This window comes from Paenarthrobacter nicotinovorans (genome assembly GCF_007670255.1).
GTDB lineage: Bacteria > Actinomycetota > Actinomycetes > Actinomycetales > Micrococcaceae > Arthrobacter > Arthrobacter nicotinovorans_B.
The window spans coordinates 1-12,312 of the sequence record NZ_SZVS01000018.1; the positions used below are offsets into that span (position 1 = coordinate 1).

Consider the following 12,312-nt stretch of genomic DNA (forward strand, 5'->3'; position numbering starts at 1 on the left):
AGCCCCGGGAAGAGCCCCACCACCTGGTCACCTGGAAGCCGCTTAACTACGAATTAGGAGCGCCGTCGAAGAATTCCAGTGCCGCAGGACCCCTGAGGAACGAAGGGGTCAGGAGCTTGAGCCGGAGCGGAACCGTATGATCCGCAGGACAGCCACAAAAATGCTTGTAAGCAACAGGTGATGACGGGCAGGAGCTCTGCGACGGACCGGCAGCACCCAACAGCCGGCCACGGAGCGAAGCGGAGAGGACGCCCAACAGTGCTCGCCCGCGAGCACCCTGGTAACCTGCCGGCGCGACCCGGCAGCCCTCCCCCACATCTTTGAAATCCAGACCTACGTTCGCATTGGTACATCAGAACAAACCGAAAGGGATGGACATGAATCGAGATAGGACTTTGCTGGATTTGGCCCGGATGAACGCGAAGATCGCCGCACTTGAGGGTCAGCCAATCCGTCAGATCACGGCGGCCATCAGGCAAGAGGCAGAAGCAATCAGGTTCGTTGTACCGGATGTGACCGTGAGGGCGTGGGCGGAAGCTGTCCATCGCGGTGACGAATTCCGGCTGCGCTGACCTGGCACCAGCGAACTTGGTACGGTGGCAGTGTCCCGCCACGGTCTTGCCCCCATATTCGGTGGTGGGATGATCTTTCCGACGAAGGGCCGACTCATGGGATTGTGGAACCTACTTAACAGGCGGGGCACTCGCGCTGAGCCCTTGGCAGGGACAGTAGCCGCGGCTAAGCCTGCGCCGCTGTCGCTTGCAGAGCAGGCAGACCTGGACGCTGCATTGGTTGAACTCAACCTGGCCCTTAGCGAGTCCAATGTGACGTCCCTTCGTGCCTGCAGCCGAAACGGGCGGCATTGGGGCGAGGACGCTGAAGCGATTCGGGCGATTGCTGCCACGGTCAGGGGCGTCACGCAGGAAGCGGCTCAAGGATTGCCGGATGGGCCGGCGCCCAAGGAAGGGTAAGCGGCTTATCCCCTCAGCTATGCTTCCGCACGAGCAACGACGTACTTCTCATTCCCATCGCCTTCGAAGCTGCCTGCAGTCGTTGTAGTAATGCTTCGGATGCCATCAGCGGCGACAATCCGCTGATGGCTTATCAGCCGCCCCATCACTTTACCCTCAGGCGTGGTGACATTCCGCCCGATGTGCTTTGGACCTAGATTCACCGCCAACATGGGTTTGGGGTTGAATCTCCAAATCTTTTGCTGGTGGTCCAGAGTGGGAGAGCAAGCCTGACAGGCAACATAGCTATTGAGCTGTTCCACTTTATTCCTGCTGAGGATGTGTGGCTGAGCGTAGACCAGCGACAGGTGATTCAGCGTTAGTTCCCCATCGCCGTTGAGCACATGAGCCCAGGCCTGCTTCCGATCAAGGACATGACGGACATGAAAGCATTCGGCGAGGTGAACCCGTCGAGATCCACTTGCGGTGATGACGTAGACGGGCTCCTTCGACCGCAGCTTTTCGTCTACTTCCAGTTGTTCTCGCGCTATCTGTGCCCTGATATCGTCCCAAGACATGTCCGGTTCGGCTACGGCAGGATCCCACGGTGTTCCCCGAAGGTCAGGTTCCGAACGGCTCCGTCGGGAGCTCCCGTTACCTATCTCGGTGACCAGCGTGCGGAGGTCTTCGGAGGATATCCGCTGGGGATCGACACTCACGTTCTAGCCTTCCGTTCTTATGGGGACCATCGGTCCCGACAACTCACAGAAAACGTTACATCGCAGATCTTGTGATTTTGCTCGCCGGCCCGATTCACTGGAACTTGGGATGTCGCCGTGTGGTCAGATCTGCTCGGAATCCTCCACCTGGACAGGACCGTCAATGACGGGAATGAACTGCACGCCGCGCGCTTCGGCCTCGTAAAGGCGTGCCCGCATTATCTCTTGGAGTCGCGTGTCCGCGTCGTCCCAGACGCCCGCGGCGATGCGCTCCCGATCTGTCTGTCCGGTATCCCCGAAATCTATTGACGCCGGCAGGGCATTCGGCACCTCCAAACCAGTGAGCAACATGGGAACAACAACCTGTGCGATGTGGCGGCGCATGGCATTGATTTCTTTGACTGGATTCACCCAGGCCATGAACGGATCCGGCCTCTGGACCATCACAGCGGTGTTGGTTTCCACAATTGCGAGTTCGCCCCAGGTTGTCGGCGGACCCATTGGATCTCCAACCCTTAAGTCCCTGTGGCCCAGGTCTTGGCTTGCCAGAGGGGAAGAGTCGGTGGAACTGAAGGTACGGGCGGCCGCGATGCGTATGGACCTGTGCTTATCTGCGTTGGAATATGCCTGGAGGAGTCTGAGCGGGTGCGCTCGTTCGACTTCCTGACGCATCATCAGGGCCAATGTTTCCCCCATTGACGGAATGGAACTTTGCTCGTCTACGAACGGCTGAAGCGCCCTGAGGCGTTTGCCCAGGTCAGTTGCAGCGTCAAAGGCTGCAATCTTTTCCTTGACCCTTCTCTTCGTCCAGTTGTCCAGCTTCTCTTGGGATTCCAAGATGGGCATATTGACCAGTGTTGCGACCATCCCTTCAAGCTGGCCGTGTTCTTGTTCGACGAGATACCAAATAACGTTGTCGATCGCGGCCCGAAGGTGGTTGATGGCTTCGCTGAATAAAAGTGATGCCTCAGCAGGAACCGGACGCAGCGATTTCAGCACCATTTGGACTGTATTGCCGCGCCGGATCTGTTCGAAATCCAAGGGCCCATCCGCTGACCACTTGGATGCCAGGTCTCCGATCTTGAAGGCGCATTCATCTGCTCTCGCCAAACGCAGAGCTACAGGGTCCAAGTCTTCCGGCAGCCATCTAAGCCCTGGTGTCTCGTTTGGGGTATCCACAGTTGTCAACTTACATCCCTGTTGGCGCGCGCGTTCGCGTTCCACTTCTCTGCTTTCTGGCCGTCACCGGAGGGGTAATTAGGATTGCTTACTCTTCCAAGCCAGCCAGCCCGACCGTTCGGGGGATGATGGTGGCCGGCGGTACGACAGATATCTGAATTGGAGAGCATTTGGACCCGTTACTCGTAAACCAGATTATTGTCGCCGCGTCGACCCTGCTCGCGTCTTTAGGTGGTTACTTGCTTGCCGGCCGCAACGAGCGCCGCCGGGATGATCGTGCCTTACGTCGCGAACTCAGGTTGAGGGTTTCAGAGCGCAAGTCCAAACTTGACGACAACCGACACACAATTCAGCGCGAGACGTTGCTTTCATTGCAGGATGCGGTGCAGGCGATGGCTCGCTTCACTGGCAAGACCCTTCACTTTGACCACATGCAGGCCCGGCAGGGGAAATATACCCAGCTACCGGACACGCTGAGTGACGACTCGCACGCAAACCTGGTCGAAGTCCGTCGTCTGGCAAGCAGAATTATCGCCCCAGACGTTCGTGCCGCGGTCGATAGATTTGTCGGACTGACAACCAAGCTTGCCTCTTCGCCAAAGGACCTAAAAGAGCTGACTGGAGACCACCTTGAGAGGTTCGCCATCGCGAAGGTGATGGAGCTCAACGACGGCTACGACGAGATTACGAGAATTCTTGGTGAAGCAGTTCGGAGCGAGATCGCGTGGCTGCCGGAAGACGCGATAGAGAGCTAGTTGCATGGCGGCGAGTTGGGACGGTCCCCATATGCCGGACCTCCTACGAAGCGGGGCGCTCACGCGAAATGGTGCTCAGGGCGCGCCGGATGGTGATTTCGCTGACGCCCAAGGCTTCCCCGATGCGGCGGTAAGAGATCTCCTCGGCCCGCATTCGCCGTGCCTGTTCCAGACGGTCCGGGGTCATCTTGGTTGGCCGGCCACCTATACGGCCGCGACGTGCAGCTGCGGTCAAACCGTCCCGGGTCTTGCGGGAGATGTCACGCCGGCGGTCCTCCGCCAAAGCGAGGGCAAGATCCAGGAGGAAAGATCGCTCGGTGTGTTCGCCGGCAGCAATGCCTTCCACGATCTTCACGGCTACGCCGCGCTGGAACAGCGCGTTTAGCATCAGTAAGCCCTCCAAGAGGTTCCGGGACAGCCGGTCGACTTCCACGACGGTGAGCATGTCCCCAGGGCGCAGTTCGTGCACAGCGGCGGCAAGCCCGGGGCGCTCATCGATACTGAGCTTGCCGCTAACCTTTTCCTCGAACACGCGCCAGCAGATCGGGTCCAGGGCATCGTGCTGCCGCTGCGTCTCCTGAGCGTCCGTGCTCACCCGCACGAGACCAATCAATGCCACGGTGTCCCCTTTCGTCGGCTCCACCATAATCAGGGGAGACAAAAACCTGTGGGATGCGGTTCAGAACGCTCCCCACGGATGTCTCACGTTTAAGACGCGCTCTGTACGGCGTGTCGCAGACCAATGCCGGCACCGCCGGCCGCTGCGACAAAATCGGCCGTATTTGCACTGTGACGGATGTGGCAGCGGGGCGTGGCTTTCACGCAGAATTGGATGATGCCTCCGAACACCTGGACCATGCGTGCCCGCAACGAAGTCTCGACCTTGGAAGAGAGCATCCTCGGCGATCTCGACGAAATCGACGGCGGAATCCGGTGGTGGTCCGGTCACGACCTGGCCACGGAGACCAGATGCGGGCTCTCCGACTACCTGATCGACGCAGTCCGCGGCATCGGCAAGCACCTTTCAATGGCAGATTTCTATCTGGAGGAATACTCACGCAAGCGCACCTCGGCGGACTTCCTCCTGCGCGGTCGCATGCGCAACAACGGCGGAGATCCGGTAGGCCGCGGTTTGGACCTGCCCAAAGACCAGCAGTCCGATCTTCAGCTGCAGTCCTTTGTCTATGCCTTCTTCAACGCGGCAAGCTCCGTGTTGGACACCCTCGCAGGCACGGTGATCGGCGTCGCGGGCCTGAACCTCCCCTTGGTGAAGGCCGACCTGGCGAAGTTTGCACCATTCTCGATGGGCACCGACTACCCCTCCAGGAAAACCAGAGTCGGCAAGTCGCTGCACCCTGAGCCCGCAGCACAGGCCCTTCAATTGGCTCTTGTGCGCTCCTTCAGGACCTCCCTGATGGCGGCAGGTCCGGAGGGGTGGCACATTTGGCTCGACCACAAGCGGAACCAGCTCGCCCACCGCGGGGGCCGACTACAGTTAGTGGCCTTTCCTCGCCGGGGACGAGGACTCGACACAGAACGCTTCCTGCTGCTGGACCGGGACCCGGACCTGACAACGGTTCAAGGATTCAGCAGGGACTCCTCCACGATGGAGACCATGTATCTGTTGGAGGACGAGCTCACCACCATGACAGGACTATTGAAGTCGCTGAACAGCACCGTGATAGGAACCGTCGTCGCGGCAAAGAACCTCTGGGAAAATCGCCGAGCGACGCCATTGCTCATCACCCAGCCGGCCACGCAATGGCACGAACCTCAGAACAGCAGCGGCTTCAACGGCTACCAACCCACCCCGGATTTATTAAAAGCCCTTAACGCGGTAATCGTCAGCCCCACAGACTCCACACGGCTGAATGCATCCCAAGCACTCAACAAAAGACGATAAGGCTCAGCCTGCCCGGAAACCCTGAGCGCCCGGCCGCAAAGGGGACGGCAGAAGTGCGGATATGAGACGCTGCAGATCCGCCCAACCTCCCTCATGAGGGCCGAAGCACAAAGCTTTCCTCAAACGCTGCCTGGAGAGCACAGGGCACGACGACACCGGTTTTTGGGCAAAAAAAACCCCCGGGTACTCGACGGCTGAACCGAAGAGCCATGTTCCAGGGGACTTCGGTAGCTACGATACTTGAATGACTTCCCAACCGCAAGGAACGCCCTCGACGCTGGCTGACCTGGACCGTGGCATCTCCCCCGCCCGCTTTTCCACCTTCAAGAACGCCGCACGAGGAGATGACGACCTCGCGAGAAGGCTGTACGTGTGGAACAGGGACCTGTCAGTAGCTTTCCTGGCCGATATCGCAATCCTGGAAGTCGCACTGCGAAACGCCATGAATGACGTCGCCACCGCTCAGTGGGGAACTCACTGGTACTCAAGCCGTGACGTTGTCCTCGACGACCGGAGCGCTGGTCAACTAAACGCCGCTTGGAAATACCTCCCAACCGCGACGCAGCGGCGCGCCAGCGACCCAGATGTTCCGGGGCGGTTGATTGCCCACTGCATGTTCGGCTTCTGGACGAATCTCTTGGACGCCGGCGATCATGCCGGCCGCGAGCCTAGGAAGGTAAGGGCTAACTACGAAGACCTGTGGCAAGTGTTCAAGCTGGCTTTTCCCGGGGGCAGGATCGAAGCCAGGGCACAGCGGACGATCATTCAGAATACGGCCCAACAACCAACGGACGCCGCTACGCGTGCGAGGCTGAATGCAACAGTCTTTACAAGGGCCTGGGTCCACGGAATCTGCCAGAACGTCAATGTCCTCAGAAACCGGGTGGCCCACCATGAACCCGTGATCAATGGGATGCCTCTAAATGGTCAACGGCAACGAATGAGCGCGGCTGACGCACATGAGCAGTGCCTGCTACTTGCCCGCATCATCGACCGTCGTCTGGGCACGTGGTTGGAATCAAACACCTCCGTTCCCACGCTTCTGTCGAATCGCCCAACATAGAACTCCGGACAGCTACAAGCGGAATGGCGTCCGACTTCGACCGCCATCTACTTCACCGGCGGCCACGCCGTCATGTACGACTTCCCCGACAGCGAAGGCCTGCAGAAAATCACCCGAGACATCTGGGAACACGGCGGGATTGTCTCCTCCGTCTGCCACGGATACTGCAGCCTGCTCAACACCAGGCTTTCCGACGGCAGCCTCCCCGTGAACGGCCGCAAGATCACCGGTTTCGCGTGGCAGGAAGAGATCCTCGCGCGCGTCGACAAACACGTGCCCTACAACGCGGAAGAGGAAATGAAGAGCCGCGGCGCACTCTACGAGAAAGCCCTGCTGCCGTTCGTCTCCTACACCGTCACTGACGGCCGGCTTGTCACCGGGCAAAACCCAGGATCGGCCAAGGAAACCGCGCGGCAGGTCGTCTCGCTCCTCTGAGCCGCCCTCCGTGCGGCGGCACTGCTTTGCACTCATGATGGCAGACGTCAAAACGACTTTTATGAAGGGGGTTTCCCTTAGAACAAGAGGTTGGATCGGATACCTTGAGATGCGAGGGGGTGTCGTTCATGGTCAAGGAAAAAGAAGACGCAGTTAGAAACGCACACATGGTGTCGAAAGGCTATATCCGCGCGTGGGCAGACAAGAGAAACGTCGTCGACGTGCTCGATCTTCAAGAGGGCCTGGGCTATCCCGCTTCTTATCTGAGCGCCACAGTCGTGAATTACGTCTACGACCCCAATTTCCTCACCCGAAACCTTGAGCACGACTACTCACTTATTGAAAACGCCGGCACTCCGGCCCTCGTTAAAATGCGTAAAGGGGTACCGTTGACGGAGGCGGAAGCCCGCGCCGTGATCGCTTTCCTGGACATGCACTTTGACCGAGGACGATACGCGGATCGAACCAAGGTCCGAGCCCCTGCCGTTGCACTGAGAACAGATGGACGGATCGAACACACGGAGCTTGCCCTCGGGGACGCGTTGCTCCTGTCGCAGTCCTTCCAGGATGTCCTCAGGCTGGCCACGTTAGGACTCGAACAGTGGCCGTGGCAGGTGCTAGAGGCTAGGGGACTCGCCACCGGGGACGGCGCGGTCCTGCTCTGGCGGGCAACCGACGGTGCCAAAATCACCACCGTCTCCTTCCCGCTCTCCCCCACCCAACTACTCGTGATCGGAGATGATCTCCCAGACGACGTTCCCCTTAATCAGCTGCTTGCGAAGAACAGCAAACGGTGGATCGTCGGAACTAAGGGATCGCTCAATTTCAGCAGGGCTGCGATCATCGCGGCTCAACGGTCTCAAAAATGATGTCCAGCCAGTGAGCAGTCATGACTGGACACCAAAGGGGCATCCCGTGCAGCTGAATACGGCGGATGGTGCCATTGTGGTTGAAAGTCGTATCTGAAGCTCAGCACAGCAGATACGAAAAGCTTCCGTACTCAAATGAGTGAATACTCATTTGAGTACGGAAGGAGCGTTATCTTCCGAAGGTTTGCTCGTGTCGTCAGCCGTCCTGAGTTCGATGAGGTGCCACAGGAGGGCATGGGCGAAGCTTCGCCAGCGAGGGTCATTTTCGGCTACATCGAAGATGCGGATCCTCTCTGTCATCTGTTCGTAGGCTTCTTTTGCCCCAAGGCCCTGGTCTACTAGTTCGGCTGCGTGGTCTGCGGCTTGCCGGACCCAGACGAAGTTTGGTTCGTATATCTTCTCGGTCAACTCGACCCACAGACGGGCCTGCTCTCTCGTGGTCAGTAGGCGGCCTGTGATTGACCGATCCCCTGTTTCCTCGACGGTCCAGACGTTCCATTTGCCACCCTTCAAGCATCTGGAAACGCGCTCCCTTCCTGTACCCGACATCACCGAGGCCCTGAAAGCAAGCGGCTGCTCCCCGAATCGTTGACGGGCCGCGCGCAGGAGGGGAATCGAATGGAAATAGAACACCTTCACGTCATGAGCCTCGATCCTCAGAGGTTCTTCCCTCTCCCCCGGTTCTGAAAAGACGTTAGGTCGAACTGTCCATCGACTAAACGGGATTGGGGCTTTGCCACCACGCAAGCCGACGTCGTGAATTGTCGCCGGCGTGCGCCCAAGATTTCGAACTGTCACCTTCACGAGGTCCACTTGGGCATTGCCGGTCAGAGGGGGAACAGCCTCGATACCTTTCTTGCGCCAAGTGGCGATGGGCGCGGTGATGAGTCCCCCCATTGAGTCCCGTCGGCTTAGCTCGAATTCCACCCGAATCACGCTCCCCCCATAGATCCAGTTTCGGATGGTCAGAAAGATCGTGATTAGGCCGAGGATGACCGATGATGTCGCAAGGAGAAGTTGCTCGAGTGTCATGGTTTCCAACTCCTGGTTAGCCACAAGGCCGTCATTCAGTACTCGTCGGGGAACGAATCAATGTAGGCAGTCAGAAACTCTTTGACGCTCTGGTTACGCTTCGCGGCAAGGATCTTTAGTTTGGCGTGTTTGCTCCTGGGAACCTCGAAGTTCACCCGCTGGAGCTGCTCGGTGGAAGCCTCGTCCTTGAGGCTTTCCATCAGTTTGGCTTTGGCTGTGGCGGACTGGCTGGGGCGCCCCGTGGACAGCTTAGAGAAGCTACTCATTTACTCATTTCCTCACGAGCGTAAGGAGTTCGTTGGTGAGCTCTTGGATCTCTCTGGCCCCGGGCGACCCCGGGAAGTCCTCCAGGATGGTGGATCCCCCCGCTGCGGTTCCTGGGTAGTCAACCCGCTGGTGCACTCGCGATTGCAGAACAGGAAGGTTGTAGCCTTCCAGGATCCCGGAGACTTCTTTTCCGATGTTCGTTCCAGTGATGGCGCGGGAGACAACAAAAGCCGCCTGCAGCTTTCCGTCTGTAATTTCGATTCGCTGCTTCACCAAGTCAACAAGGTCGGATGTGGCCCAGATGTCGTAGGGCGACGGTTGCACGGGGATGAGGGCAAAGTCGCTGGCTTTGATGGCCGATACGGCGAGGTCTGCGGCTTGTGGGGCCCCGTCGATGATGACGAAGTCCACGGGGGCGATGCTCTTAAGGTCCCGTTCAATCGTTGGTCGGTCCATCCCCACTACAGGCATCGGATGATCTTCGCGGGCTGCGGCCCAGTCCCGCGCACTGCCTTGAGGATCTGAGTCCACAAGCAGTACGGTATGGCCGGCCAATCTAAGCGCCGTGGCGACATGCGTGGCAATGGTTGTCTTGCCGGCCCCGCCTTTTTGATTGAGAACTGCTATGACTTTCACGTGCGGCGTCCTGTTCTACGCGAAATACTCAAATGAGTATTTGAGCTAATACTCATTTGAGTATTTCATAAGTAAATGAGTATTTGAGTGAGGCTAGGGGAGCGGCGTGTCCCTATAACCTTGGCGGGAAATGGCGCTCTGCGCTTTCTCCAGCTCGGCGCCCAGTTCGGCAGCCAACTGCGCGGCCCTTGTGAGATGGTCGGTAGCAGCGGCCACGCTCTGAATGGGATCGCGGCCGTCATCTTCGTACACGTCGTATTCGTCCAGAGAGCGGCCAAGGGATTTGGCGAGCTGCGTGCACGCCTGCGGCAGCATGTGGCCTAGGCCCTTGAGATTTCCTAAGACGCTATAAACGGTAGGGGCCGGGTGGATCTGCGTGATGGTCAGGTGGTTGATTGAGCGAATGGCCTCATAGGCGTCATCGGCCGCGCGGACCACTTCGGGGGTCTCGTCATCCATGGTGCGTTCCTCTCTGAGATGGGCATTTCTGAGTCGGTTGTGGTCTGACTGCCTATGTCGGGCTTATGTGGTGGGGGCCTTCTTCGCTTTCAGCTGGGATACGCGCTGCGTGGAGATGCCGAGCATTCGGGCCACTTCGGTGATGGTGAAGTCCTCGCTCAGTTCGGCGATGACGGCGCGGGATTCCGCGGCTCCCTTTGTCGATAGTTCTTGGGCCTTCTCCAGATCGTTCCGGGCTTGGGTCCAGCGTTCCATGATGTTTCCAGGCGCCCTGAGGGTGACGTGCACCGTTATGTCTTCTGGATCGAGGTTGAGCGTCGTGGCCACGAGGTCGGCAGCGATATCCTGGATGTCTTTCGCGCGGCTGGCGCGGGCTGCCTGGTTGATCTGGTGGATACGTATCTCCCACCATTTGCCCTCTTTATGGGCGATTGCTTCAAACTCACGTTTGCTTGTCATGCTTTGGGGGAGTCCTTTCCTGGCGGCCCGGGCAGCTGTCCGTGTCTACGCTAGTCCCCCTAGAGCACTTATCGCAGGGGGACTAGCAGGATTCCTCGTTGAGCTGGTATAGCCCCGTAAAACCGGCAGGGCGTGGGTAAGGCAGGGGCCATCCTCCCATGCGGATCAGTTGCATCTCTTCGAGCGTGTAAAAGGGCTCCGTAACGAGATACTTGTGCATGTAGGCGCAGCGGCCATCCGCCTGGAGTTCGTGGTCTTGCTCGATCCGTTCTTGCTCGCTTCTGCGAGTACGGGCACGTACGGCTCCCCAGTTGGAATGGCATGCCGGGCAGTAGGCGACTTCGTAGCCTTCAGGGTCAAATACGCTGGGGAACCGCTCTACGTCGAACAGTGTGAGCTGGCCGGCTAACTCCGTCATGATCTTTCCTTTCGCGATTGATACTCAACTGAGTAAATGAGTAGCTACTCATTTGAGGGTGAGAATTTTGTCGGGGCGGAAGCCTGACCATGAATCTGAATCGGTGACGACGACGGGCGCGGCCATGTGGCCGGCCTGCCGGAAAGTGTCCCGCTCCATCGCTGTCATCTCCTTTACCTGGTAGGTGATTCTCTGGCGGTCCATGGCCTTCTTGGTGGCGGTGCAGTTACTGCACTCACGGCCTGTTTCATCGGTGATGGTGTAGACGGTGATGCTCATGGTTCCGGGCTCCTGGGGAGGGGGTGGCCGGGTTCCCGGCCACCATGGGCTGGCTAGACGAGTTCCGCGGCGGCTAGGCGGATGTCGAACAACTTTTCCGCGAGGCGGATCAGATGGCTTGGGGCGTCGGTGTCGCAGCCGTGTTCCGCACGCCCCAGGTAGATTGCGATGCCTGCAACCTCGGGCAGGTAGAGGCCTGTCTCCCGAAGCAATTGCCCCGCCCGTACGTTGGGGCGGAGGTTCCGGCTGTCGGCCCTGAGGTAGACCTGCCAATCGCCGTTGACGATGCAGTCCAGCTGTCCGTATAGCGCTTCAAGGGTGCCGTGCCGGACGTCCTGGGGGTTGGCTGTGACTCCGTCGCTGAGTCGGGCGGGGATAACCAAGGCGGTGCACTTGCGGATCATGGGGCGCTCCTTACTCGTGGCGGATAGCCGCGGGGACGTATGCCTGCAGCGTCTCCTTATCGATCCAGAAGTCCTGGCGCCCGGTTCCCCCGGCGACCACGTAGTCGCCGCTGAGGATGTTGTTGGGGACTCCGAAGGTCTGAAACCACTTGTCTTCGTGGTCGAAGGTGACGGCGTTTCCGCTTGCATAGATGGTTTCAGTGAGCATTTTTCGGTTCCTCTCAGTGGGCTGTTAATACTTATATTCTAGCCCCCCTAGGAACTTTTGTTCAATCCCCCCTAGGAAAAGATATTCCATTTGTATGGTTTCTGGTTGTGGTGATCCCCGCCAGTAGCTCGCTGGGAGCCCCCCTGTGCCTTAGAAGCCGGCCATACGGCCCCGGTTCCTGTGCCCGCCCATGCCGGCCCCGCGCAGTAGATATGTTTCGTCCCGGCTGAAAAGAACCCGACCGAGACGGTAGGGGAGACGGCAACGCTGAGGCCTG

19 protein-coding genes are annotated in these 12,312 nt (G+C 58.9%); 7 read left to right on the forward strand and 12 right to left on the reverse strand.

The window, feature by feature from the left end; translation table 11 throughout:
* Positions 1 to 377: 377 nt before the first annotated feature.
* Together FDP28_RS19620 and FDP28_RS19625 are read left to right on the forward strand one after the other, a co-directional pair.
* Positions 378 to 572: a hypothetical protein gene (locus tag FDP28_RS19620; protein ID WP_144663284.1), complete on the forward strand. Its 195-nt coding sequence runs from the start codon at positions 378 to 380 to the stop codon at positions 570 to 572.
* Between the two features lie 144 nt (positions 573 to 716).
* A complete protein-coding gene (locus tag FDP28_RS19625; protein ID WP_144663285.1) occupies positions 717 to 971 on the forward strand; it encodes a hypothetical protein in 255 nt (84 codons plus the stop codon).
* 17 nt (positions 972 to 988) lie between these two features.
* Here the strand turns inward: FDP28_RS19625 and FDP28_RS19630 are convergent, their stop codons facing one another.
* Positions 989 to 1,669, reverse strand: a complete 681-nt coding sequence (locus tag FDP28_RS19630; RefSeq protein WP_144663286.1) for a hypothetical protein — start codon at positions 1,667 to 1,669, stop codon at positions 989 to 991.
* 123 nt (positions 1,670 to 1,792) lie between these two features.
* Entirely contained in the window at positions 1,793 to 2,710 is a 918-nt protein-coding gene (locus tag FDP28_RS19635; RefSeq protein WP_144663287.1) for a hypothetical protein, read from the reverse strand.
* 308 nt (positions 2,711 to 3,018) lie between these two features.
* Between FDP28_RS19635 and FDP28_RS19640 the strand changes: the two genes are divergently transcribed.
* Positions 3,019 to 3,603 carry a hypothetical protein gene (locus tag FDP28_RS19640; RefSeq protein WP_144663288.1) on the forward strand — a complete coding sequence of 195 codons (585 nt, stop codon included), beginning with the start codon at positions 3,019 to 3,021 and terminating at the stop codon, positions 3,601 to 3,603.
* Between the two features lie 43 nt (positions 3,604 to 3,646).
* Here FDP28_RS19640 and FDP28_RS19645 read toward each other — a convergent pair whose 3' ends face one another.
* Complete coding sequence (locus tag FDP28_RS19645) at positions 3,647 to 4,222, reverse strand: recombinase family protein (protein ID WP_144663289.1); 576 nt, start codon at positions 4,220 to 4,222, stop codon at positions 3,647 to 3,649.
* Between the two features lie 216 nt (positions 4,223 to 4,438).
* Here FDP28_RS19645 and FDP28_RS19650 point away from each other — a divergent pair, with 216 nt between their 5' ends.
* The 4 genes from FDP28_RS19650 (at position 4,439) to FDP28_RS19665 (ending at position 7,873) form a co-directional block, all read left to right on the forward strand.
* Positions 4,439 to 5,506 (forward strand): hypothetical protein, encoded by a 1,068-nt coding sequence (locus tag FDP28_RS19650; protein WP_144663290.1) that lies wholly within the window; start codon positions 4,439 to 4,441, stop codon positions 5,504 to 5,506.
* Between the two features lie 244 nt (positions 5,507 to 5,750).
* Positions 5,751 to 6,569, forward strand: a complete 819-nt coding sequence (locus tag FDP28_RS19655) for an Abi family protein (protein ID WP_222120661.1) — start codon at positions 5,751 to 5,753, stop codon at positions 6,567 to 6,569.
* A gap of 45 nt (positions 6,570 to 6,614) precedes the next feature.
* Entirely contained in the window at positions 6,615 to 7,004 is a 390-nt protein-coding gene (locus FDP28_RS19660; RefSeq protein WP_260842551.1) for a type 1 glutamine amidotransferase domain-containing protein, read from the forward strand.
* Positions 7,005 to 7,132: 128 nt separating this feature from the next.
* A complete protein-coding gene (locus FDP28_RS19665; RefSeq protein ID WP_144663291.1) occupies positions 7,133 to 7,873 on the forward strand; it encodes a DUF4238 domain-containing protein in 741 nt (246 codons plus the stop codon).
* Positions 7,874 to 8,020: 147 nt separating this feature from the next.
* Here FDP28_RS19665 and FDP28_RS19670 read toward each other — a convergent pair whose 3' ends face one another.
* The 9 genes from FDP28_RS19670 to FDP28_RS19710 all read right to left on the reverse strand — a co-directional run bounded on the left by FDP28_RS19670 (position 8,021) and on the right by FDP28_RS19710 (position 12,035).
* The gene (locus FDP28_RS19670) at positions 8,021 to 8,905 is read right to left on the reverse strand and encodes a hypothetical protein (protein WP_144663292.1); all 885 of its coding nucleotides are present in this window, start codon (positions 8,903 to 8,905) and stop codon (positions 8,021 to 8,023) included.
* Positions 8,906 to 8,940: 35 nt separating this feature from the next.
* Positions 8,941 to 9,171: a chromosome partitioning protein ParB gene (locus FDP28_RS19675; protein ID WP_144663293.1), complete on the reverse strand. Its 231-nt coding sequence runs from the start codon at positions 9,169 to 9,171 to the stop codon at positions 8,941 to 8,943.
* Positions 9,172 to 9,175: 4 nt separating this feature from the next.
* A complete protein-coding gene (gene parA, locus FDP28_RS19680; RefSeq protein WP_144663294.1) occupies positions 9,176 to 9,808 on the reverse strand; it encodes a ParA family partition ATPase in 633 nt (210 codons plus the stop codon).
* 93 nt (positions 9,809 to 9,901) lie between these two features.
* Positions 9,902 to 10,267 (reverse strand): hypothetical protein, encoded by a 366-nt coding sequence (locus FDP28_RS19685; protein ID WP_144663295.1) that lies wholly within the window; start codon positions 10,265 to 10,267, stop codon positions 9,902 to 9,904.
* 63 nt (positions 10,268 to 10,330) lie between these two features.
* Complete coding sequence (locus FDP28_RS19690) at positions 10,331 to 10,726, reverse strand: sigma-70 family RNA polymerase sigma factor (protein ID WP_144663296.1); 396 nt, start codon at positions 10,724 to 10,726, stop codon at positions 10,331 to 10,333.
* A gap of 82 nt (positions 10,727 to 10,808) precedes the next feature.
* Complete coding sequence (locus FDP28_RS19695) at positions 10,809 to 11,144, reverse strand: hypothetical protein (protein ID WP_144663297.1); 336 nt, start codon at positions 11,142 to 11,144, stop codon at positions 10,809 to 10,811.
* Between the two features lie 48 nt (positions 11,145 to 11,192).
* On the reverse strand, positions 11,193 to 11,423 hold the full coding sequence (locus tag FDP28_RS19700; protein ID WP_144663298.1) for a thioredoxin domain-containing protein: 231 nt from the start codon (positions 11,421 to 11,423) through the stop codon (positions 11,193 to 11,195).
* Between the two features lie 53 nt (positions 11,424 to 11,476).
* Positions 11,477 to 11,827: a hypothetical protein gene (locus FDP28_RS19705; RefSeq protein WP_144663299.1), complete on the reverse strand. Its 351-nt coding sequence runs from the start codon at positions 11,825 to 11,827 to the stop codon at positions 11,477 to 11,479.
* Between the two features lie 10 nt (positions 11,828 to 11,837).
* Entirely contained in the window at positions 11,838 to 12,035 is a 198-nt protein-coding gene (locus FDP28_RS19710; RefSeq protein ID WP_144663300.1) for a hypothetical protein, read from the reverse strand.
* Positions 12,036 to 12,312 lie beyond the last annotated feature (277 nt).